This window comes from Pseudomonas syringae group sp. 247E2 (genome assembly GCF_032587795.1).
GTDB classification, from domain to species: domain Bacteria; phylum Pseudomonadota; class Gammaproteobacteria; order Pseudomonadales; family Pseudomonadaceae; genus Aquipseudomonas; species Aquipseudomonas amygdali.
Genome location: NZ_JAWHPK010000008.1, coordinates 880738 through 902033, shown reverse-complemented (window position 1 = coordinate 902033; position 21296 = coordinate 880738). Strand labels below are relative to the sequence as shown.

General features: G+C 58.2%; 20 protein-coding genes, 2 tRNA genes and 1 pseudogene. 9 read left to right on the top strand and 14 right to left on the bottom strand.

Features of this window, described 5'->3' with window-relative positions; genetic code table 11:
• The 6 genes from RYC18_RS11150 to xerC all read right to left on the bottom strand — a co-directional run bounded on the left by RYC18_RS11150 (nucleotide 1) and on the right by xerC (nucleotide 6686).
• Entirely contained in the window at nucleotides 1–1320 is a 1320-nt protein-coding gene (locus RYC18_RS11150) for a lysine N(6)-hydroxylase/L-ornithine N(5)-oxygenase family protein (RefSeq protein WP_316885959.1), read from the bottom strand.
• Nucleotides 1321–1374: 54 nt separating this feature from the next.
• Nucleotides 1375–2352, bottom strand: a complete 978-nt coding sequence (locus tag RYC18_RS11145; RefSeq protein ID WP_316885957.1) for an ABC transporter substrate-binding protein — start codon at nucleotides 2350–2352, stop codon at nucleotides 1375–1377.
• Nucleotides 2349–3488 (bottom strand): FAD-dependent oxidoreductase, encoded by a 1140-nt coding sequence (locus RYC18_RS11140; RefSeq protein WP_316885955.1) that lies wholly within the window; start codon nucleotides 3486–3488, stop codon nucleotides 2349–2351. The genes RYC18_RS11145 and RYC18_RS11140 overlap by 4 nt, the downstream gene beginning before the upstream one ends.
• A gap of 13 nt (nucleotides 3489–3501) precedes the next feature.
• Nucleotides 3502–5001 (bottom strand): methionine--tRNA ligase, encoded by a 1500-nt coding sequence (locus RYC18_RS11135; protein WP_316885953.1) that lies wholly within the window; start codon nucleotides 4999–5001, stop codon nucleotides 3502–3504.
• The gene (locus tag RYC18_RS11130) at nucleotides 4994–5386 is read right to left on the bottom strand and encodes a cupin domain-containing protein (RefSeq protein ID WP_002553433.1); all 393 of its coding nucleotides are present in this window, start codon (nucleotides 5384–5386) and stop codon (nucleotides 4994–4996) included. Before RYC18_RS11130 ends, RYC18_RS11135 begins: the two co-directional genes overlap by 8 nt.
• A 334-nt stretch (nucleotides 5387–5720) precedes the next feature.
• On the bottom strand, nucleotides 5721–6686 hold the full coding sequence (gene xerC / locus RYC18_RS11125) for a tyrosine recombinase XerC (RefSeq protein WP_005743777.1): 966 nt from the start codon (nucleotides 6684–6686) through the stop codon (nucleotides 5721–5723).
• A 234-nt stretch (nucleotides 6687–6920) separates the two neighbouring features.
• Here xerC and RYC18_RS11120 point away from each other — a divergent pair, with 234 nt between their 5' ends.
• Nucleotides 6921–7394, top strand: a complete 474-nt coding sequence (locus tag RYC18_RS11120) for an antitoxin Xre-like helix-turn-helix domain-containing protein (RefSeq protein WP_016981566.1) — start codon at nucleotides 6921–6923, stop codon at nucleotides 7392–7394.
• A gap of 5 nt (nucleotides 7395–7399) precedes the next feature.
• Here RYC18_RS11120 and RYC18_RS11115 read toward each other — a convergent pair whose 3' ends face one another.
• Entirely contained in the window at nucleotides 7400–8383 is a 984-nt protein-coding gene (locus tag RYC18_RS11115) for an MDR family oxidoreductase (RefSeq protein ID WP_016981565.1), read from the bottom strand.
• 50 nt (nucleotides 8384–8433) lie between these two features.
• On the bottom strand, nucleotides 8434–9069 hold the full coding sequence (locus RYC18_RS11110; protein ID WP_016981564.1) for a TetR/AcrR family transcriptional regulator: 636 nt from the start codon (nucleotides 9067–9069) through the stop codon (nucleotides 8434–8436).
• A 142-nt stretch (nucleotides 9070–9211) separates the two neighbouring features.
• Between RYC18_RS11110 and RYC18_RS11105 the strand changes: the two genes are divergently transcribed.
• The 7 genes from RYC18_RS11105 (at nucleotide 9212) to RYC18_RS11075 (ending at nucleotide 15218) form a co-directional block, all read left to right on the top strand.
• Complete coding sequence (locus RYC18_RS11105; RefSeq protein ID WP_016981563.1) at nucleotides 9212–10291, top strand: NAD(P)H-dependent flavin oxidoreductase; 1080 nt, start codon at nucleotides 9212–9214, stop codon at nucleotides 10289–10291.
• A 101-nt stretch (nucleotides 10292–10392) separates the two neighbouring features.
• On the top strand, nucleotides 10393–11160 hold the full coding sequence (gene modA / locus RYC18_RS11100; protein ID WP_316885943.1) for a molybdate ABC transporter substrate-binding protein: 768 nt from the start codon (nucleotides 10393–10395) through the stop codon (nucleotides 11158–11160).
• Complete coding sequence (gene modB / locus RYC18_RS11095) at nucleotides 11161–11841, top strand: molybdate ABC transporter permease subunit (RefSeq protein WP_044344274.1); 681 nt, start codon at nucleotides 11161–11163, stop codon at nucleotides 11839–11841.
• A gap of 3 nt (nucleotides 11842–11844) precedes the next feature.
• Nucleotides 11845–12933, top strand: a complete 1089-nt coding sequence (modC, locus tag RYC18_RS11090) for a molybdenum ABC transporter ATP-binding protein (protein ID WP_004665280.1) — start codon at nucleotides 11845–11847, stop codon at nucleotides 12931–12933.
• A gap of 88 nt (nucleotides 12934–13021) precedes the next feature.
• Nucleotides 13022–14092, top strand: a complete 1071-nt coding sequence (locus RYC18_RS11085) for a DNA topoisomerase IB (protein WP_016980691.1) — start codon at nucleotides 13022–13024, stop codon at nucleotides 14090–14092.
• 167 nt (nucleotides 14093–14259) lie between these two features.
• A tRNA-Leu gene (locus RYC18_RS11080) sits at nucleotides 14260–14345 on the top strand.
• Nucleotides 14346–14720: 375 nt separating this feature from the next.
• On the top strand, nucleotides 14721–15218 hold the full coding sequence (locus tag RYC18_RS11075) for a hypothetical protein (RefSeq protein ID WP_232829566.1): 498 nt from the start codon (nucleotides 14721–14723) through the stop codon (nucleotides 15216–15218).
• A 231-nt stretch (nucleotides 15219–15449) separates the two neighbouring features.
• Here the strand turns inward: RYC18_RS11075 and RYC18_RS11070 are convergent, their stop codons facing one another.
• The 4 genes and pseudogenes from RYC18_RS11070 to RYC18_RS11055 all read right to left on the bottom strand — a co-directional run bounded on the left by RYC18_RS11070 (nucleotide 15450) and on the right by RYC18_RS11055 (nucleotide 18567).
• The gene (locus tag RYC18_RS11070; protein WP_117139899.1) at nucleotides 15450–16124 is read right to left on the bottom strand and encodes a lytic polysaccharide monooxygenase auxiliary activity family 9 protein; all 675 of its coding nucleotides are present in this window, start codon (nucleotides 16122–16124) and stop codon (nucleotides 15450–15452) included.
• 168 nt (nucleotides 16125–16292) lie between these two features.
• Nucleotides 16293–16679, bottom strand: a complete 387-nt coding sequence (locus RYC18_RS11065; protein ID WP_117139900.1) for a VOC family protein — start codon at nucleotides 16677–16679, stop codon at nucleotides 16293–16295.
• A 1-nt stretch (nucleotide 16680) separates the two neighbouring features.
• Complete coding sequence (locus RYC18_RS11060) at nucleotides 16681–17694, bottom strand: isopenicillin N synthase family dioxygenase (RefSeq protein ID WP_316885934.1); 1014 nt, start codon at nucleotides 17692–17694, stop codon at nucleotides 16681–16683.
• 212 nt (nucleotides 17695–17906) lie between these two features.
• Nucleotides 17907–18567 (bottom strand): annotated as a pseudogene (locus RYC18_RS11055) (isochorismatase family protein).
• 193 nt (nucleotides 18568–18760) lie between these two features.
• Between RYC18_RS11055 and RYC18_RS11050 the strand changes: the two are divergent.
• Nucleotides 18761–19138, top strand: a complete 378-nt coding sequence (locus RYC18_RS11050) for a YceK/YidQ family lipoprotein (protein ID WP_004665266.1) — start codon at nucleotides 18761–18763, stop codon at nucleotides 19136–19138.
• Nucleotides 19139–19224: 86 nt separating this feature from the next.
• Here RYC18_RS11050 and RYC18_RS11045 read toward each other — a convergent pair.
• Nucleotides 19225–19298, bottom strand: a tRNA-Cys gene (locus RYC18_RS11045).
• 200 nt (nucleotides 19299–19498) lie between these two features.
• On the bottom strand, nucleotides 19499–21238 hold the full coding sequence (locus tag RYC18_RS11040; protein ID WP_316885930.1) for a tannase/feruloyl esterase family alpha/beta hydrolase: 1740 nt from the start codon (nucleotides 21236–21238) through the stop codon (nucleotides 19499–19501).
• Between the last annotated feature and the right edge of the window lie 58 nt (nucleotides 21239–21296).

The following is a 21296-nucleotide window of genomic DNA, read 5'->3' as shown; positions in this document are numbered from 1 at the left end:
TCACTTCCACTGTGCCAGCAAAGGTTCGGCTGCCGGTGTTACAGCCCGCTCAAGCGCATTGGCGATACGATCGGCGCGTAGCGCCATCAGCGAGAACGACTGGCTGTCGCTGATTCCGTGACTGCGTTCGGAAAGACCGTTGACCCAGATATTCACGTCGCACTCGCCCTGCATAGCGACGCGGTAATCCCGATCAATCAGCAGGCCGCCATCCAGATCGGCTTTCAACCATGGCTGCAAACCACTCAATAACGGCGGTATCAGGTACTGCTGATAACCGGTGCCGAGCACAACGGCATCGACTTCCAGCACCTGGGTGCGCTGGCTGAAGGTGTCGGTCAGCTCGATCCGGTAGCCCTCGGCGCTGTGCTCGATGGCACTGATCAGGCTGTAGGCATGGGTCTGCAGACGCTTGCGTCCGGCGATGGAGTCCTCGTAGATCAGCGAAAACAGCTTCTGACTTTCATCCGGGTCGATCCCGGCGTAGTTGGTCGAACGGCTCCAGTCGAGAAAGCGCTGCCGCGCTGCGGGGCTCAGGCTATGGAAGTAATCAACGTGATCCGGGGCGAACACCCGGTTGGGGAACTGCCCCAGTTGAGTGAGCTTGAAACCGGCAGAGCGATGCACCGAATGCACCTCGATAGCAGGATCGCGGCTGACCAGTTCCAGCACCGACTCACTGGCGCTCTGCCCCGAGCCCAGCACCAGCCAGCGCTTGGGCAAGTGTTCGCCAAAGGCTTGCAGGCGGGTCAGAAACTGCGAAGTGTGAAACAGAGTCGGGCCAAGCAGCGCCTCGAACGCGTGTGGAATGCGCGGTGCGCTGCCGCTGGACAGCACGACATTGCGCGTCGTGAAGCAGGTTTGCGGCGTGCAGACCCGTACTTCATGCAAACGACCGTTGCGCAGCACAGGGTCAATCCCGGTGACCGGCGTGTTGAAGCAGGTCTGGCTATCCACTTGCCTGGAAACCCAGGCCAGATAATCCGACCATTCATGGCGACTGGCGGGACGGCCCAGCAGGCCGAAATCGAACATCCGCCCCTGTTCCTTGAGGTACATGGCGAAGGAAAAGCGGCTGCGCGGGTTGCGCGGCGTCACCAGGTCGCGAAATACGTGATGGTTGATGTCAGTCCCGGCCAGCAACAGTTCGCGGTGCCATTGGCTGTCTTGCGCAGCTTCCAGATAGCGGATGGACAGCGAGCCGAGCGGGTCATTGGCCTCCCGTGCGTCTTCAAAAGCACAGGCCAGCGCGATGCCGGCGGGACCAAAGCCGATACAGACGGCGTCCGAGTGCAACGTGTGTGGTGTCGAGTTACCCATGAAATTCCTGTCCTTAGAGTTGGCGTGAAACGGTGTTCTTGGTTTTTCTTGCGGCTATCGGCTGACGGGGGTCAGTCCTGTGGGGCCCGGGGTCCAGACGCAGGTCATCGCGCCTCGCAGCTCGCCCCGATCAAAGCCAACTGCGCCCAGCGGTGTGTTGAAGGTGGTGTGCTGCAATGCGTCCAGCAGTTGCCCGGCGCAAAGACCGCCGTTGGCCAGTTCAGCCAGCACGTAAAGCATCAGCAGGCTTTCGCGAAAGTAGGTGTGTGGCTCGGCAGCGAAAAACGTTTGGTGCAACGTGCTGGCATGGCAGCCATTTCCTGGGTTATCAGGAGTGCCGAAACCGATGACGAACGTCTTGCCAAGCTGGTCCTCGGCACAGCCCAGATACGGCGAGGCAGCGTCGTCAGTCAGCACCAGCGGGCGGTTACTCCCAGCCTGTCGTCGCGCCTGCCAGTGTTCGCGACTGGGCTTGAGGCGGCCGGCAAATACCTCGACATCAGCGTGTTCAGGCTCTTCGACGCGCTGCAATCCAGCGCGTACCAGTGCTTCGCAGATGGCAACGCACAAGGCCTGACCGTGAGCGCTGTCATCAGCCTGAACATGCACGCGGCGCCATTGACGGCTCGCCAGCCAGCTCACCAGATCCCCCGCCAGTTGCCTGTCCGAGGGGCAGAAACGGAATGCGTTGTGGTGCTCAAGCGTCAGGCAATCAATCGTTGCTGCCGGTGTCAGCAGCGCGATACCGGCTTGCCGATACAGCGCGGCGGCGCTAAGGGCGGCGTCCGATGAAAAATGGCCAATAACCAGATCCGCTTTCCAGTCGATCATGTGCCGCGCCACTTCGGCCCCGCGAACGGCGTTGGCTCCGTCGTCGAGAAAGTGCCATTGCACCCGCGCAAGCCCCGGTACGCAATTGCGCGCCACGGCCAGCGCCCTCATGAAGGTCCGCGCGTGCGGCGTGTCGTGGGGGTCGAACAGTGCGCTGACCCCGACCCGCAGACCCGGCACAGGTGACGCGAGCGGTGTCATGGCTGTATCCCCGCCAGACTGGCAGCGGGCATGTGTCGGCGTGGCGACAATGCCGACCAGCCGAGGCTCGGCCGGTCCTTTCCTGCCAGATGACTGCGCAGTTGCTCGAAAGCGATACCGGCAACACCAGGAGCAAACTTGAACCCCAGTCCCGACATGCCTGCGGCCAGATAAACCGGGCTGTGCTCGGCGCAGAAACCCAGCAGCGGACGACCGTCGGCGCTGTAACTGTCGAAACCCCGCAGCACATCCAGCACACGTGGGTGGGTTGCCGAACCGCACAGCCGGGCAATGCGCTTGCAGGCGTCTTCGGCATGCCGCGCATCAGGCTGTGCCAGATGCTCTGGCCAGAGGCTGTTATCGCGGCTGCCGCAGCCGGCCTGCACGATATGGCGAGTCAGCGGTATAGCGTAGCTCTGAGTAACCGCATCGATCACCGGCATTGACCAATCGCTGTCAGTCAGTACCCGGGCAAAGGGAATAGAACGGGCTTCCAGCCCCGCCTGCGGCACCAGATGCTGACTCCAGGCACCCGCAGCCACCACTACGGCCCGACAACGCAATGTAGCGTCCCCCATGTCGATATGTACGAGGTCCGCAGCACGACGGTCGATGGCTTTGATCTCGCGATGCTCCAGCAGCAAGCCTTGCTGACGAACCACGTGGCACAGCGCAGCGACAGCCTGACGTACATTGCCGACGCAGGCGCGAGGTTCGAACAGGTTGACCCGCTCAACTGCCGGGCAGTGCGGATAGCGACCGCCATCGAGTTCATGGCCCGCCAGCAGACGCATCGGGTAGCGCTCGCTGCCGTGCTGCTCGATAGCCCGGCACAGATTATCCAGCTGGTCCATGGCGGTCCGGTAGATCACCCCGGTACGTCGCAGCGCGCTTGCGTAAGTGGTCGCGAAAATGCCGTCGTCCATCAGGCTGATGGACCACGCCGCAAGCTCCATCAGCATTGGATCGCTGTCGTACAGGCGAACCAGTCCGCCGGAATAACCGCTCGCCCCCAGGCTGCCGGCTGCGCCCTTGTCGATCAGAGCGACCGACACACCTGCGCTGCACAGCTTCGCCGCGATACTGGCGCCGGTAATCCCGGCGCCGATGACCGCTATCTCGTAATCGATGAACATGTGGTGCATCCGTTCAGATGGAGTATTCAGCGGCCGAGCCGTTCATGAGCGTGGCGTTGACCCGCGCTTCGGGCAGTCCGAAGGCGGTCATGATCTGCGCTGACATTTCCGGAATCAGCGCCTTGCCAGCCACTGCGATGAATGCCGCCAGATGGCTGACGGGCCGACCTTCGGCCAGACGTGCGCGAGCAATGGCGATGACGTCGAGCAGCACCTGAGCCATGCCCTTCATAGAGAACTGCGCAGGCTCTGCAGCCCTGCTCCATTGCAGGCGTAACGCTTCCAACAGCCCGGCATCGGCCCCACAGATACCGCTCCACCAGTTGTCATCTCGATGCTTTCCAGCGTCCAGCAACGCGGGAAAAAATTCGTCGAATATCTGCTCCCGCCATGCGCGGAAATGCGTCAGACGAAAATCGCCTTCGCTTTGCTCGGGTGCGATGCTTGCCAGATACAGGCGCGCACTGTCGGCACAGGCTTCACGGGCCAGATCGCCGACCCAGATCGCATGATTGCGGCTGGTCGACAGGTTCAGGCCGTCCAGTTTCAGAAACTGATTGGGCATGAAGCGCTGGCGAACTTTGATATCGCGCAGCGCCGACAGCTGCGCCGGGTAGACGATGGCGTGGCTGAACACGCAGTCAAAACCGAGAAAATGCACCAGCGTGCCCTGTCCCGACTGCCAGTACTGACGGAACAGCTCCGGACGCCCGACGCTGTCGGCATATTCACGAAATGCCGCCATATAGCCCGCCAGCCCCATGAACCAGGTGTGGACCCGGCACGAGCCGTCGGCCTGCAGGTCAAGCCCGCCGTCGCCCGGACGGGTTACGCCCCAGTCATGCAAGTGCTCCAGCGTATCGCGTAGCCAGTTGTCGAGCGGCTTGCGCCATTGCTGGCCCAACAGACGATCACGCAAGTGCGGCTTGAAATCAGCCAGCTTCAGAAATGCACGATGGGCCTTTTTCCATTGCGACGGCTGCCTGCACAATTTGCAGTGCAGACTGGTCATCAACTCGGCGTCAGGGGCCTGAGCGCAGTTCTCGCACTGGCTGGCATCAGAATCGGCCCCACAGTAATTGCAGTTGCCTCGGGCAAATGCCTCGTAGCCCCACACATCGCAATCGGGGCAGTACGGCTCGCTGGAATCGCGAAACTCGATCGAGCCCGCTTCACGCAACGCGTTGAACACCTCGCCAACCGCCTCGGCAAACCATGGGTTGGTGTGCGGACGCATCCAGTTGTCGGGTTTGATGTTGATCGCCGCCAGCGACGCTTCGATGCGGTCGGAATTACGCCCGGCCAGCTCGACCGGATCAACGCCCTGCTCCAGTCCTTTGCGCAGCATGTAGGACTGGTAATCGTCGGAATAGGACACCAGCACACAGTCGTGACCGCGCTGGCGCTGGACCCGGGTGAACACGTCAGCGGCCAGAAACGGGCCGGCGATATGACCTATGTGCAAATCGCCATTCGGGGTGGGCGGCGTGATGGTCACGATGTACTTACTCATCGAGGCACCCCGTAGTTTCGCTGTGCTGAGCCACGAAAGCATTCACGTAGTTCATGTCCCACCACACCACATAGAAGTGGAAGTCCTCGGCGGAATCATTGATGACGTAATGATTGGTGTGTTTCGGAATCGCGGCGATATCGCCCACGACGAAATCCATCTGTTTTTCGCCGACCACCAGACGGGCGCTGCCCTTGATGGCAATGAAGATTTCCTGATCGATCTGGGTATGCGCTTCGCTGCTGGTGCCCGGACGGACCACGCACCAGCCGCCAGCGAACGGCATCGGGTAGCCTTCCCAAGGCAACAGACGACTGCCATCGAGCCCGTACTCGTGTACCAATGAGTCGAAGCGGGTTTTACGGTGTATATCGAACTTTTCCATGCTCAGTCCCGTACGTTTCAAGTCCGGTAAAGCATGAAATTGTTGCCAATTGTTGGCTATCCAATTGCCGGATAGCTCGGAGGTGAGAAATCGATTTTGCAGATGGCTGGCCACGCGAACACGTGCGGGTCATATGTTTTTTGGCAATGACGGGTATCAATAACGCTGATAATTGAATCAGGGGCGGCGGTGTTACCGTTGTCGGCGATGAACGAACATATCTCCCGGCCTCGCGAATCCGCGTCGCGAGGCCAGTGAATCTCTGCTCTGCTTCATCACTCCTTTGGTTAGATCTTTTAAGCCACCCCGCTTGTGCGAGGTGGCTTTTTTTTGCCTAAAGATCAAACCCGTCCACCACATTGCGGCGCTCGTTCTCGCTGCGCATGTCGTAACTGGCGGTGGTCGAAATATGCGTGTGATGCGCAAGTTTCTGGGCAATCGACAGATCGAACTCTTCGATCACGCGAGTGATGAACGAGCGCCGAAAATCGTGAGGCATGATGTTCACCCCCACCTGCCGCCCGCGTTGCTTGGCGATGAAGTAAATGGCATGTTTAGTGATTCTGTCGCGGGTGATGTGACTGCCGCGGCGAATCCGGTTGAACAGGAACGGGTCATCGCCTTGCCCCGGCTGCAAGCACGAGCGGCGCAGTTCCAGCCAGTCGTTCAGCGCCTTGAACGCCCACTCGGGGGCGTATTTGATCAACTGTTTGTTGCCTTTGCCCAGCACCCGCAGGCTGCGCTCGGCGAAATCGATCTGTGACAGGTCCAGGTTGACCGACTCCGACTTGCGCATTCCCGAACCGTACAGAATCGCAATGATCGCGGCATCGCGACGCCCTTGCGGCCTGGGGTCCGCAGCACAGGCTTGCATCAGTTCACGAATCAACGTGCGGCGGATATTACGGCCCTTGGCCAGACGCGTACCGCTGACCGGTTTGATCGAGCGAATCTTCAGTAATTGCTCGTGGCTGATCAGGTCGTGCCGCCAGGCTTCGTTCATCACACCGCGAATAGCGTTCACATACAGCGAGGTGGTATTGGGTGCGTAGTCGTCTTCACGCAGCGTCGCGACCAGTGCGGTCACGTGGCCAGGCTGCAGGGTGTGCCAGGGAATGTCATGAATATCGACGTCAGCCATGCCCAGACGATCTGCCGCGTCCTGCAAAACGTAGGTCATGGTCAGGCGGCTTGAGGGTGCCAGGCGGTCGAGATAGAGGCGCAGCGGCTTGTTGACGTCGGGCAGCGAAGGCTGGCTGACAATGCGTGCGTCCTGATCGGTATAAGGGTCTTGCGGCATGTGGAACGACGCCTTTTCTGGTGCAAGCGCGTGCGAACAGCTGCAGCGCTCTTCATTCGTATTCAGGCAGCCGACTTTAGCACGAGGGCACTGGTGCGACACCTCTGGCGCGGCTCGTTCAGCTCAGCAGCTTCAGCCCACCCGGCAATCATCGGTAACACCCTGCGGCTTGAACGACGCGCTGCCTGGGATAGCCTTGGCCGACTTTTCCGGCCCTCAAGGCAAGCACGTATCTTGATTCCGCCCCTCGCTAGCAAAGCACATGGCCGTCGCGACGCGGCTGCGCATTTCTGGTTGCTGGCCCATCAGGTCAGTCAGCGCAGCGAGGCCGAACGCCTGGCGAACATTCAGGCAGGCTTTGCGCACGGCTGGATCCGCGCGGTACGCGACGCGCTGGCCCTCGGCCCACGGCAAATGGAGGCGCTGTTCAATGCATCAATTTCAACGCTGGAACGTCGCCAGCGCCAGAAACAGCCATTGGACCCCGTGGCTTCGGAGCGTCTGGACCGCCTTGCAATGATCGCCAGTCACATCCTTCGCGTGCTTGAAACACCTGAGCGCGCCGGTCGCTGGCTGGTGACACCCAACGCAGCACTTGGCGGTTGCATCCCGTTGCAATTATGCGAAACCGGGCTAGGCACCGCCCGGATTCATCGCGCACTTGAACATGCGCAGTCAGGTGACAAGGGCGAACCCAGCGTTTTTTGACCGACTCAGCGCCCGGTGTCCACCACAACCCGGCCACGGATCTGGCCCGCGATCAATTGCGGCGCGATGTCGATCACCTCGCTCAAACCGACTTCACGACTGATCAGCGGCAGCAGCGCCAGGTCCAGGTCGCTCGCCAGCCTGGACCAGGCTTCCAGCCGGTCAGCGCGCGGGCGAGTAACGCTGTCGATACCGGCCAGGGTGACGCCGCGCAGAATGAACGGTGCAACCGAGCCCGGAAACTCCATACCCTGCGCCAGACCGCAGGCCGCGACTACGCCGCGATAACGAATACCGGCGCACACATTGGCCAGCGTATGACTACCGACAGAGTCGATTGCCGCCGCCCATTGCTCCTTCACCAAAGGTCGCCCCGGCTGCGACAGGGTCGCCCGGTCGACGACCTGCGCTGCGCCGAGTTGATGCAAATATTCGCTTTCCGAAACACGCCCGGTGGAGGCAATCACCCGATAGCCAAGCCTGGCAAGAATAGCGATGGCGAAACTGCCGACTCCCCCATTGGCACCGGTCACCAGCACATCGCCGTGGTCGGGTGTCAAACCGTGCTTCTCAAGGGCTAGCACGCTGAGCATTGCGGTATACCCCGCCGTGCCAATGGCCATCGCCTGCGCGGGCGTGAAAGCATCCGGCAATGGAATGAGCCATTCGCTCTTGAGCCGCGCCTTCTGTGCCAGACCGCCCCAGTGCCCTTCGCCAACACCCCAGCCATTGAGCAGAACCTTGTCGCCCACCTTGTACTCAGGCGTATCGCTGGCTTGCACCGTACCCGCCAGATCAATACCCGGCACCATTGGAAAGCTGCGCACAATAGGGCTTTTGCCGGTGATTGCCAGCGCATCCTTATAGTTCAGCGTGCTGTGCGACACGTTTATCGTCACGTCACCTGCAGGCAACTGTGCTTCGTCGATATCGGTCAGATTGACGCGATAACCTGCCTCATCCTTGTCGATCAAAATACCCTTGAACATGTGCGCCTCCAATTTAGACTGATCGTCTTTAAATAGCCCTGAAGAAAAAGTCATTGCGGCAAACCACGAAGGTAACCGGCAATAAACGTGTTCAGTGGTGTGTCGCTTTTGACCAGCCGGGCGCGGAGCACCGCCCCTTCCCAGCCGATCCAGAAAAACGCAGCCAATTCATCGCAATCGGCACTTCTAGCCAACTCACCATGCGCCTGCGCGGCCCTGAGGCAGCAGGCCAGCTTTGACTGCCAGTCCAGCAGCGTCTGCTCCAGTACGGCACGAAACCCCTCCGGCAACAGACCGACTTCCTGGCCTAGATTGCCGACCATGCAACCGCGTCGATAATCATGCCGCGCCATGCCGCTCTTGGCGCTCTGGACAAAACCGACCAGTCGCTCCAGTGGTGAAAGCGCTTCGTCCAGCAGCCAGTGGTCCAACCGCTGTGCAAAATAGCGAGCGTATTCATCCAGTACCGCCCGGCCGAACGCTTCCTTGCTGGTGAAGTAGTGATAGAACGAGCCTTTGGGAATGCCGATTTCCTTGAGGATGTAATCCAGCCCGGTGGCCGAGAAGCTTTGCTCGGTGAGCACTTCCAGACCGCGGCGCAACAGTGCCTCGCGGGTTTCGAGGTTATCGCGGTCCACTTTCGGTGGCCGCCCGGGGCGTCTGGTTTTTACAGGCAATTGAGTCATGCAGGAATATTAGACCGATCGTTTTTTATGTCAACCTCGCCGCGCGGTCTATGTGTTGCGCCGGAAATGCCGTTTGCCATTCACGCTATTCTCGCGCTCAATGCCCTGTGCATGACTGCCCGAATACAAGCCGGAGAAACACATGAGCCAATGGCCGGACACCCGCATTATTGACCTGTTAACTATAGAGCTGCCGGTGCTGCAAGCGCCTATGGCCGGAGCCACCGGATCACAAATGGCCATTGCTGTCGCGAAGGCTGGCGGGCTGGCATCGCTGCCCTGCGCAATGCTGACCCCTGAGCAAATCGAACAGGAAGTCACCACCTTTCGGCAACATACCGGCAATCTGCCCCTGAACCTGAACTTCTTCTGCCATCAGGCTCCGGCCTACGATGCCGAACGCGCTGAGCATTGGAAACAGGCACTTAAACCCTATTACGAAGAGTTGGGGGCCGATTTCGATGCACCGACGCCCGTCTCCAACCGTGCCCCTTTCGACAGCGCCACCTGTGCTCTGGTCGAGCGCCTGAAGCCGGAGGTGGTGAGCTTCCACTTCGGCCTTCCCGAGCGAGCGCTACTGGAACGGGTCAGAGCCACCGGGGCAAAGATCATTTCATCGGCGACCACGGTCGAGGAAGCCGTCTGGCTGGAGCAGCATGGCTGCGATGCGGTAATCGCCATGGGCTACGAAGCCGGTGGTCATCGGGGCCTGTTCCTCAGCGATCAACTGCACACTCAGGTCGGCACTCTGGCGCTGGTGCCGCAAATAGTGGACGCCGTGCGCATTCCGGTCATCGCTGCGGGTGGTATTGCAGATGGCCGCGGGGTTGCGGCGGCGTTTGTTCTGGGTGCCTCGGCGGTACAGGTAGGTACGGCGTATCTGTTCTGCCCTGAAGCCAGGGTCAGTGCACTGCATCGCCAGGCGCTGCACACTGCAACGGACAGCCAGACCGCGCTGACCAACCTCTTCACCGGGCGTCCGGCGCGCGGCATCGTCAACCGGATCATGCGCGAAGCTGGCCCCGTCAGCCCACTCGCCCCTGCGTTCCCTCTGGCAGGCGGTGCCTTGATGCCGTTGCGCGCACAAGCGGAAAAACAGGGCAGCAGTGACTTTACCAACCTCTGGGCAGGTCAGGCAGTTGGTATCAAACATCAGTTGGGTGCGACCGAGCTGACTCGGCAACTGGCTGAAAACGCGCTGAAAATTCTCTCACCCCGGTAAAACAGTGCTTTCAGAACAACAGGCTATCGCTATATATTTAACTATATAGCGAAACGCCTTTATTTCGACGGCGTGCGTTTTCATCATCAAGGAGCTGTTCCATGCGAACGACCACGCTGCGCGTCATTCTCAAGTTCTCTGCCCTGGCCTTCGCCGTATCAGCTACGGCCAACGCGTTTGCCGACGAGGTGCAGGTCGCCGTCGCAGCCAATTTCACAGCGCCCATTCAGGCGATTGCCACTGACTTTGAGAAGGACACCGGCCACAAGCTTGTTGCCGCGTTTGGCGCTACCGGTCAGTTCTACACACAGATCAAGAATGGTGCCCCTTTCGAGGTGTTCCTGTCGGCCGACGACACCACCCCGGCAAAGCTTGAGCAGGAAGGCGACACCGTCAAGGGCTCGCGTTTCACGTATGCGGTGGGCACCCTGGCGCTGTGGTCGGCCAAGGACGGTTATGTAGACAGCAAGGGCGAAGTGCTCAAGGCCAATCAGTATCAACACTTGTCCATCGCCAACCCAAAAGCTGCCCCTTATGGTCTGGCAGCGACGCAAGTGCTGAGCAAACTGGGTCTGACCGACGCAACCAAAGCCAAGATCGTGGAGGGCCAGAGCATTACTCAGGCCTACCAGTTCGTTTCCACCGGCAATGCGGAACTTGGCTTTGTGGCCCTGTCGCAGATCTACAAGGACGGCAAACTGACCAGCGGGTCGGCCTGGATCGTGCCGGACGCCCTGCATGACCCGATCAAGCAAGACGCCGTCATCCTCAACAAGGGCAAGGACAACCCCGCTGCCAAGGCGCTGGTCGAGTACCTGAAAGGGCCGAAAGCCGCCGCCATCATCAAGTCCTTCGGATACCAGCTGTAAATGCCACTGGGAAGTGCCGACATCGCGGCGATCTGGCTGACACTGAAGCTGGCGTCATTGACCACCGTCATCCTGTTGATCATCGGCACGCCCATCGCGCTGTGGCTGGCGCGCACTGATTCATGGCTCAAGGGGCCGATTGGCGCGGTTGTCGCCCTGCCCCTGGTTTTGCCGCCGACAGTCATCGGCTTTTATCTGCTGCTGTTGCTTGGCCCCAACGGAGCTGTGGGCCAGCTCACCCAGAGCCTGGGACTGGGCACGCTGACTTTCAGCTTTGCCGGACTGGTGATCGGCTCGGTCCTGTACTCGATGCCTTTCGTCGTCCAGCCGCTACAGAACGCATTTGCAGCCATTGGCACCCGTCCGCTGGAGGTGGCAGCCACGTTGAGAGCGGGCCCATGGGACACGTTCTTCCACGTGATTCTGCCGCTGGCAAAGCCTGGCTTTATCACTGGGGCGATTCTGGGATTCGCGCACACGGTCGGCGAGTTCGGCGTGGTGCTGATGATTGGCGGCAACATCCCCGAGAAAACCCGTGTGGTGTCAGTACAGATTTTCGATCACGTCGAGTCCATGGAGTACCTGCAAGCACACTGGCTGGCCGGAGCGATGCTGGTGTTCTCCTTTCTGGTGCTGTTGGCGCTGTATTCCAGCGGTAAATCCAAAGCAGGATGGAGCTGAGTCATGGCCTCACCGATAGAAGTCCGCCTGCACATGACCTACCCGGATTTCACCGTGCGTACCGACCTGACCCTGCCGGGGTCGGGCATCACCGCACTGTTCGGGCCTTCAGGCTCGGGCAAGACCACCTGCCTGCGCTGCATTGCCGGGCTGGAAAAAGCTGGCCAGGGCTTCATTCGTGTTCATGATGAAGTCTGGCAAGACACTGAAAAAGGCGTTTTCCTCGCTCCGCACAAACGGGCGATCGGCTATGTATTTCAGGAAGCCAGCCTGTTCCCGCACCTGTCCGTGCGGGCCAATCTTGAATTCGGCATGAAACGCATCCCGCGTCAGCAGCGCAACATTCAATTGCCGCAGGCCACTGAACTGCTCGGCATCGACCATCTGCTGGAGCGCAGCCCTGACAAGCTGTCCGGTGGGGAGCGTCAGCGCGTGGGCATTGCACGCGCACTGTTGACCAGCCCGCGCCTGATGCTGCTCGATGAACCTCTGGCAGCGCTGGACGCCAGGCGCAAAAGTGAAATTCTGCCGTACCTCGAACGCCTGCATCGGGAGCTGGACATCCCCATGCTGTATGTCAGCCACGCTCAGGATGAGGTTGCACGCCTGGCAGATCATCTGGTGCTGCTTGAAGCCGGCAACGTATTGGCCAGCGGCCCGATTCGCGAAACACTGGCGCGGCTGGACCTGCCACTGGCCATGGGCGGCGATGCGGGCGTGGTCATTGAAGGCACGGTCAGCGCCTATGATCGTCATTACCAGTTACTGAGCGTGACGCTGCCCGACAGCACATTGTGCATGCGCGTCGCACACGCCGAAATGCAGATCGGCACCCTTCTGCGCGTCAAGGTTCAGGCCCGGGATGTCAGCCTGAACCTGCAACCCGACGATCAAAGCAGCATTCTCAACCGCTTGCCGGTCACGGTGATGGAGGAAGCGCTGGCTGACAACTCGGCACATGTGCTGGTGAAACTGGACGCCGGGGGCACGCCTTTGCTCGCGCGCATCACGCGCTACTCCAGTGACCAGTTGAACCTGCACAGAGGCCAGTCGCTTTGGGCGCAGATCAAAGCGGTTGCCGTACTGGCCTGATGCCCTGAAAAACCGGTCAGTCAGCAAATAAACGGCACCACGGTAAAAGACCGAGGTCAGTGTTTTTAACTGCCTTTGGAAATTAGCCATGCCTGACTCGACTGCCATCAGCCAGCCCGCCAGTGACCTGCATTATGTAGACGACACTCAGCCGGGCCTTACGCGCAAGGTACTGCGCGGCAAATTCGCCTACTTCAACATTGAGGGTAAACGCATCAAGGACGAGTCGGAGATAAAGCGCATCAACGCGCTGGCAGTCCCGCCCGCCTACACCGATGTGTGGATCTGTGCCGACCCGATGGGCCACCTGCAGGCTACCGGACGTGACGCACGCGGCCGCAAACAATACCGCTACCATCCGCGCTGGCGCGAGATACGCGATCAGGACAAATACTCGCGCCTGATAGAGTTCGGTCATGCGCTGCCCAAGGTTCGCAAGCAGATAGAAGCACAACTCGCGCAGCCGGGCATGGGCCGGGAAAAGGTCATGGCGACGGTCATTTCATTGCTGGATGCGACGCTGATCCGCATCGGCAACAGCCAGTACGCCAAGGAAAACCGCTCATACGGCCTGACCACGCTGCGCAACAAGCATGTCGAGGTAAAGGGCGGCCAGATCCTCTTTGAATTCCGGGGTAAAAGCGGCGTTGAACACAAGGTCAGCGTCAAGGACCGGCGCTTGGCCAATGTGATCAAGCGTTGCATGGAATTGCCGGGACAAAACCTCTTTCAGTACCTGGACGAAGATGGCGTACGCCATGCGGTGACGTCATCCGATATCAACGCCTACCTGCAAAGCCTTACCGGCTCGGATTTCACCGCCAAGGATTACCGGACCTGGGCAGCGAGTGCGCTGGCGCTCGCGACGTTGCAGAAACTGCATTGGGAGCCGGAGGCCGACGCCAAGCGGCACATCGTCGATATGGTCAAGGCGGTCTCGAAACAACTGGGAAACACCCCTGCCATCTGCCGAAAATGCTACATCCACCCCGCAGTACTGGAAGGCTTCCTGCTCGGCAACCTGGCCAAACTCCCCCGCTCCCGGCAACGCAAAGGCCTGCGCCTGGAGGAAGTGGCCCTGGCGAGCTACCTGCGATTACTGGCTGACAAGGTCGAGGCTGTAGTGAACGATGCGGTGGTGAAAGAGAGCAAAGCCTGAACCGTCTGAACGCGGCACGTCAGCCTTTGCTCCAATAAAATTTCGTAGCCTCATGATTTACCAAGCATTTCCGGCAGGCAAAAAAGCGGCATTCCGAGTCATTTGTGACGCTTTCAAGCTTGCTTCATGGGGGCCGGGTGTATATATTCCCTGCTCTTGGCGCTACCGCCCCGATGGCGAAATTGGTAGACGCAAGGGACTTAAAATCCCTCGTCCTTTGGACGTGCCGGTTCGACCCCGGCTCGGGGCACCACATACATATCAAGGGCTTACGGGGCATTTTGCTCAGTAGGCCCTTTTTGTTTTGGTCCGCAAAAACAGTCGTGGTCCGCAATTCCAAAAAACTCTTTCTCCGGCGTCCTGCTGACGAACACCACTCCCCAAATCTGAAGCACTCAAGCACTGCACGCCCTCACCGCGATTAGGGGTCACTCCACGCACGTCAAGTACACCAAAAAAGGTCAACGCCACCGTGGTTCCATTCAGCGAGATTTCGAGGCAATAGCAGATACCAGGCGCGGTCATGTAGATCCCGGCTCTAATGTCTATTTTTCTCTGAATACTCTTGTGCAGATTCGATCGACAACAAATGCCATCGCGATCATCCAGCCGACGAAAAATACTGTCCGTGTGCCGTGATCTATTCCAGGTATCTCAAACCCAAGCCACGCACCTGCAAACATCAGAGGCAAAAACAAAACAAGGGCAAGCAATCGTTCTAAAAGCCTGTTCACACTTGAAACTCCACATAAAAAGCGTGAGTCAGTTTAAGCCTCTTCATGTTGCCAGAGCCCAAGGCGCTGACTTCTCGCCCTCGGAAATATGCAAGGCTACCCTTTCAGTTGAAATGGGTCGTAAAACCAAAACCATGAAGACGGTTCAGCAAAGTCCACCTGAGATAGCCTATCGACGGGACGATGGCGACCGTTTCAGGTATCGCTGCAAACTGGAGGATGAGAGAGTCATTTGGAGAACATTCCTGAGTGATACCGGCGAACGGGGTCGCTGGCGTCAGCGTTATTCCTCCGAAGGGGATGCGATGACAACCTACAGCGTCTCGAATGGTAAGCTGACGATCATGAACGACCAGGCAGACACTGAAACATTCAGGAAAAGTTATTTTTGATCAGTAGATGCATATGCCAAAGAAGCCCAACTGTAGGGCCGAGCCTCTTTGTCGTCAAACCCTCCTGCACCGCAACTACAAAATAAGAACGGGCAATTGGATCGCTGGGGCTTGCTGCGCAGTCTTCACGTCTGTCGCTGCACTCCAGTAACCTGAACACCCAGGATGCAAGACGGAACCCGAGCCTGGAAGCACCCTGCGGTTAAACCGCAGACCTTGCAGAATGCCGATTTACTCACCAAAGTCGACATCAAATGCTTGGTAAAACGCCATCGGCGACTCTGCAACAATCCAGAGCAGAAGAATGCAATGGTGACCCTTTTTGCCCTCCGGCAACACTGCCGAATCTATTATTGCCGGCTCAAGCTCACCGCGGTGTTTGTTAAAAGGCTGAAGAAGGGAAATTTTTTCGTCAAAAGGGTTCTCTTGAAAGTGATTGCGCGTCAATCGGGTGCTCTCGTCCCATCCATCTTTGGTAATGAACCAACGATAACCACGCGTCACATGAGTCGCTTCATACCTCCAGGTTACGTCAAACGTACTCCCACTTTTCACGCTCAGGCGAGGCCAGCCTTCAGTGTTAAGGATGCCCTTCTTTTTCAGTGCCTCAGTGAGCTCTGTATCGGTGTAATTCAAACAGTCGCGCTCATCAATCCAGCCTGCACTCATTATCAGTCCATCTACTGGCGGGGCAGCACTATCAACATCGCCATCTGGATACTCGTCTCTGCGAGGAAAATCGTGTGCAGGGCCTTCTAATTTATCAGGGAAGTTTTTGCCGCTTTCTACTCCGTGCAGATGCCACTCCAGTACCATGCCCTGATCCATGGCATACGAGCCCCGCGATGCAGGCTCGATAACCCTGCCGTGTCTGGGTTGCTTACTATCAGATTCACTCATTTCCATATCCCCAATTCTTGAATCAGGCATGCCTTGCCTGTTGCACAATTGAAGACCTGCTTCCATGGGCCGGATAGCTAGCAGTACAGCCAGTAGATTTTTCTGTGAAAACCTGAAACGTTAGGGCTGGTGAACTGCCCAACCCGCCACCGTTGTTGTACGCGCCCGCAGCACTTAAAGCATGAAGTTAATCCGAAATATATTCCCCTCGGGGTCCAGCAAAACCGCCTGATACCAATGGTAATACGTCAGATACGGCGCCTTGATCAATCGCGCACCCAGCGCCACTGCCTGAGGCACCAACCTGTCCACCTCGGATTGCTCATCGACATCAATGTTGAGGAGAAACCGGCAACCGGTGCTACCAATAAACTCATCCAGCCCCAACAATTCGTAGGCATCGAGTGCATTGAAACCGATGCAGGATTTGCCTGTGTCCAGCCCACGAAAAATAGGCGACCTGATGGCCTCGATTTCACTGAAGCCGAACAGCTTCGAGTAAAAACCGCTTAAACCGATGATGTCCTGCGCGAACACGTTGACGTATGAAAGTGTGCTCATATCAGGCCACCTTGCTGCCGCCGAAGGTCGTCTGTTTGACGAACTTGGCCAGCAAGTGATCGCCCGAAGTCACCGGCGCGTGCCGTGGCGTGGTGCCAGGCGGCAGGCAACCGGGCAGGCACTCGATAAAGGTGTCGTAGTTGGGTTGATGGAAGAACACCAGTGACTGCCGACGGTTGTCCTGCTCACTGCTAATGGGCGGGTTGACCACGCGGTGCAGGGTGGAAATCCACTGGTCGTTGGTCCACTGCATCATCAGGTCGCCGATGTTGACCACAAAACCGTTCTCGACATAGGGCACATCGACCCATTCGCCTTGCTGATTACGTACCTGCAAGCCGCCCAGTGCATTATCAGGGCGTACGATGGTCAGGCTGCCGTAGTCGGTATGCGCACTGGCGCGCAACTGGCCGGCTTCGACTTCGGTCTTGATGTCCGGGTAACTCAGGCTGCGGAACATACTGATATGCCGGTCGATTCTGTCATCAAAAAAGCACTCGTCCAGCTCCAATGCCAGGGCAAACAGGCGCATCAACGATTGCGCCAGTTCACTCATCGCCTCGAAATAAGCTTGATACGCCTCTTTGAACCCAGGCAACAACGCTTCAGCAGGCCAGACATTCGGCGCGAAATGCGAACCTGCTTCGGCGTTGTGGTAATAATCTTCATTCGGCACGTTGCTTGGCCCGATGGAGAAGGATTCCTTCAGATCTCCCGGCGCACTTTCTTCCAGAGAATATGAAAGGCTCTCCTTGGCTATCGCGCTGTACCCACGCACCATCTCCGGGCTGGGACGATCAACCTTGCGTTTTTCCGCCAGCGGCAAATCAAAGAACTGGCGGGTCAAACCGGAGACCTTATCAATAAGTTCTTTGGGAATCTGGTGCTCGGTGATTACCAGAAACCCAATGTCCTTACACGCTTGATTGACTGCCTGCGCCACGGCTGCCTTGCCGTCCGGTTCTCCTGAAAAATAAGGGGCCAGGTTGATAATGGGCACATAGTGCAGAGTCATACGGCTGCTTCCTCTCGCTGACACGGTGCGGGAAAGTTTCACCGGCAAGGGTGAAGGTCAGCGAGACGAGAGCAGAAAGCATGCCACTGCAAGAATTCACAATTCATACAAACAGTTAGCCGTATCGACCGTTCAAGCCAGATCAAACGGTCTGAAACGGAACGCATGGTTTGAATGCGCACAGATGAAAAACGGCCCAGAACTGCGCACATTTATCTCCCGTGCGGATACGCACTTTCAATACGCCGGATGACCTCGGCGGTCGTGGTGACCTCTCCGAACTCATAGGCAATAGTTGTCAGCGATATACGCTGAACGTCTGCGGCTGAAACTGCACCAAAACCGACATCCGGGTAGTCCATTGCAGCATTGGCGTCACTCAGGGCGATAACCTTGTATTCCCGGTGCACGCCGTCCCTGATCGTGGTTTCACAACACACGTTGGTGACCGTACCGCAGACAATGATCGTATCGACATCCCGCGCGCGCAGCACCGTGTCCAGATCAGTATTATGAAAGCCGCTGTAGAACAGCTTGTCGACAATCACATCATCCGACTGGGGCGCGAGCGCTTCGATAACCTCAACGTCCGGATCATGCCGTGCCAGTATCTGGTCCACATTCGGGTACAAATCGCGCATGCGCCCGGTGTCCGAACCATCGCCGCGCACGATATGGCGCAGATAAACCACCGTCACCTGAGCAGCTCGCGCGGCCTGCAGCAGCTTCTGGATCGGCTGGACGATATCCGCCGTACTTTTTACGTACAACGCTCCAACGGGCTCACAAAAGACTTTTTGCATGTCTACAACAATGACCGCCGTTCTGCGCGGGTTGATCGGCCATCGGCCATCGGACAAGGGGTTTGCTCATCGGGTTTACCTCGGCTATGCCTGACAGGCTGGTTGGGCATGGCAAGCAATAATCGTGCTGCATGTGACAGATCAATTCCCGGCGAAACAACCATCCATTGAACACCCACGGCGATCATGCAACACCGACGGGCATGTGCCTCGCGCCCTAGCTCTGCCGTCCCAATTGCATTGAAAACACAAGGAACGTAGTCATGAAGCCAGGTTTCGTAACGCAAAAAGAGTCGTGTGTGCCTCATCTGAAAATTCAGTGCCTTCTATTGCTCACGCTTGCTTTGACGGGATGCGGAACAATCAACACAACGTTCAGGCCCGATTCCGTCGCAGGTGAAAAGCTCACTGACTGGAAATCAAATTGCTCCTCCATTCCGCGCGTTTACAGCGGGGTCATGCTCGATTTCTGTGAACTGAACGCAGAACCCAAACAGAGTAGCGCTTATCAGAAGACCAATGCTCCCGAGTGGGTTCTACTGGACATGGGCTTATCAGGCATCGTAGATACATTGCTCCTGCCTTACACGATTTATCAGCAAAACCAATACGGCTATATCAACGCAAGCCGCTTTAAATAGCGGCCGAGCTCGGTTTTCAAACCCCATCACTTTCATCGCGCCCAATAAAAAACCCCGCAGACGTTAATCTGCGGGGCTTTGAATAGTGGAGGCCGAGGTCGGAATCGAACCGGCGTAGGCGGATTTGCAATCCGCTGCATAACCATTTTGCTACTCGGCCTCAAACGAAAGATGCTTCACTTAAACATCAAACGTATTTTCATTTCGCGGGAAACCGGTATTTCTTTGGCTTCCAACCCATTGAATCTAAAGGGTTTTTTTCAATTCCTCGCTCAGGAATGGACGCAATTCTGTACTGGTTCGCATGTCATGTCAAGAACGAGGAGAAAATAATTCGCTCACTACGCGCAGGTGTAACAGCTAATCAACCTGACGCTCCAGAGGCGCATACGGTTTGAAGAAGCCTGCCCCCATCCAGTGCGGTGTTTTTTCCGTGGTCAATGGCTGGGCGCGCTGGTAGCTGTTCGCGTTTTTCGAATAGCCTTTGTGGTCGTACTCGGCCATGAACGGGTACGGGAAGACCTTGCGGGTACGCCCGCGATTACCGACGTTTTCATTGACCATCGATGCTGGCAGGGCTTTTGGCAGCGGTCTCTGCCGGTTGCCAGCCTTCTCGGGGCCTGCCTGTCGGGCGACGATCGCATCCGGTGCCTGGCTTTTTTCAACCCAGGCCATGATCGGCGTCAGCAGATCAACCAGGCTTGGCCCTTCCCCGCCGCCGCAGTGATAAACACCGGGCAACATATATAGCCGTGAGAACGCCTCGGTGCGTGTCTTGCCCATCTGTGCTTCGACCGCCTCGTGGTACGCCAGGGTGTTGAGCGGCGAGATGTTCGGGTCGGCCCAGCCGTGCCAGAGAATCAGCTTGCCGCCGCGGCTGGCGAATGGTGACAGGTCCGGGTTGGTGGCATCGTATAGCGCATGAAGCGGGCGTAGTTGATCAAAGGTTTTCTTGTCGAAGTTCAGTGCGTTCAGATCGAAATCCGCGCTCGGGTTCTTTTCGAACACCACATTGCGAATGGCCTCCAGTGCAGCCGTTTCGCTGTAGACGGGCTGATCGGCGCTGACCGGCACGAATACGCCCGCCCAGGCCAGTTCCGAGCCAGGCTGCGGCCCGCCCAAGGTCAAATGTTCGCCACTGACAGGGTCTTTCGGCCCCTCGTAAAAACGTCTGACAGCAGCCACTTCTTCTGCGCTCAGGCAATTGGCAGTGTCGGCTGCTGTCTTGCATTGCAGTACGGCGGGGTCGAAGTGGCAGACGCGTGGGTCGGATACAAGGCCATCGATTTGCCCGTCCAGCACATCACATTGGGCGAGTACGGCCTTGTGCAGCAGTGGCAGTCTGGACGCGAGGAGAATCGGCTTGCCGTCTGCCCCTCGGTTGGAGCGGGCCATCCAGCCGTGGTACAGCGTTTTCTGTACCTGAAAGTTGAGCGCAGGAGCCCCGGCGATGATGCCGTCGAAATCGTCCGGGTAACGCTGGGCCTCGATCAGGGCCTCGCGGCCGCCGTCCGAGCAGCCACTGAAGTAGGCGTATTCGGCTTTGCGGCCATAAAACGCAGTGATCAGTTTCTTCGACGCCAGCGCGGTGAGGTGCACGCCACGGTGAGCGAAATCGGCGCGTTTCTGCGGGTCGTCGCCAAAATGGTTATCTGCCGCCTGATGCCCCATGTCGGTGGAGGCTACTGCAAATGCACCGGTATCAAGCGGCTTACAGCCATCAGCGGCGCGTACGGTCGAGTTGATGTTGCCACACAGCCCACCGCAGCCGACTTGCAGGTAGCGTTGTGCCCAGGTGCCGGTAGGCAGTTCAAGCCTGAAGTTTATCTGCGGTGCCAATCGGCCTTCCACGGCACACACTGCTACATCGTTGCGCATTGATTCACTGGCCGATAGCACACGACTGCCCTGCCCGCCGATATCGTTGAGGTCCACGCCGGTCAGCGCAGAGCACGCGCTGACCGGCTTGACCACCGCAAGCTGGGCAATGTTGTCGGCAGTTGCAGAGGACGGCGTACGAGCCTGGGCTGGCGTCTGAATGATAAGTGAAGTGACCAGCAGCGACAGAGCGCGGACGTACTTCGGCTGGGAGGGTTTCATGAGAACTCCTGTTCATGAAGGATCAAAACCACAGTGCGAGCACCTAAATGACCGCACT

Excerpts from the sequence above, each read along its gene's own strand:
- RYC18_RS11070 (WP_117139899.1), bottom strand. The coding sequence starts at position 16,124 with ATGGAAATGAGTGAATCTGATAGTAAGCAACCCAGACACGGCAGGGTT.
- RYC18_RS11135 (WP_316885953.1), bottom strand. The coding sequence starts at position 5,001 with ATGAGTAAGTACATCGTGACCATCACGCCGCCCACCCCGAATGGCGAT.
- xerC (WP_005743777.1), bottom strand. The coding sequence starts at position 6,686 with ATGCCGCAAGACCCTTATACCGATCAGGACGCACGCATTGTCAGCCAG.
- RYC18_RS11065 (WP_117139900.1), bottom strand. The coding sequence starts at position 16,679 with ATGAGCACACTTTCATACGTCAACGTGTTCGCGCAGGACATCATCGGT.
- RYC18_RS11050 (WP_004665266.1), top strand. The coding sequence starts at position 18,761 with ATGAAGCCAGGTTTCGTAACGCAAAAAGAGTCGTGTGTGCCTCATCTG.
- RYC18_RS11145 (WP_316885957.1), bottom strand. The coding sequence starts at position 2,352 with ATGACACCGCTCGCGTCACCTGTGCCGGGTCTGCGGGTCGGGGTCAGC.
- RYC18_RS11140 (WP_316885955.1), bottom strand. The coding sequence starts at position 3,488 with ATGTTCATCGATTACGAGATAGCGGTCATCGGCGCCGGGATTACCGGC.
- modA (WP_316885943.1), top strand. The coding sequence starts at position 10,393 with ATGCGAACGACCACGCTGCGCGTCATTCTCAAGTTCTCTGCCCTGGCC.
- RYC18_RS11085 (WP_016980691.1), top strand. The coding sequence starts at position 13,022 with ATGCCTGACTCGACTGCCATCAGCCAGCCCGCCAGTGACCTGCATTAT.
- RYC18_RS11105 (WP_016981563.1), top strand. The coding sequence starts at position 9,212 with ATGAGCCAATGGCCGGACACCCGCATTATTGACCTGTTAACTATAGAG.
- RYC18_RS11115 (WP_016981565.1), bottom strand. The coding sequence starts at position 8,383 with ATGTTCAAGGGTATTTTGATCGACAAGGATGAGGCAGGTTATCGCGTC.
- RYC18_RS11130 (WP_002553433.1), bottom strand. The coding sequence starts at position 5,386 with ATGGAAAAGTTCGATATACACCGTAAAACCCGCTTCGACTCATTGGTA.
- modC (WP_004665280.1), top strand. The coding sequence starts at position 11,845 with ATGGCCTCACCGATAGAAGTCCGCCTGCACATGACCTACCCGGATTTC.
- RYC18_RS11110 (WP_016981564.1), bottom strand. The coding sequence starts at position 9,069 with ATGACTCAATTGCCTGTAAAAACCAGACGCCCCGGGCGGCCACCGAAA.
- RYC18_RS11060 (WP_316885934.1), bottom strand. The coding sequence starts at position 17,694 with ATGACTCTGCACTATGTGCCCATTATCAACCTGGCCCCTTATTTTTCA.
- RYC18_RS11150 (WP_316885959.1), bottom strand. The coding sequence starts at position 1,320 with ATGGGTAACTCGACACCACACACGTTGCACTCGGACGCCGTCTGTATC.
- RYC18_RS11040 (WP_316885930.1), bottom strand. The coding sequence starts at position 21,238 with ATGAAACCCTCCCAGCCGAAGTACGTCCGCGCTCTGTCGCTGCTGGTC.
- modB (WP_044344274.1), top strand. The coding sequence starts at position 11,161 with ATGCCACTGGGAAGTGCCGACATCGCGGCGATCTGGCTGACACTGAAG.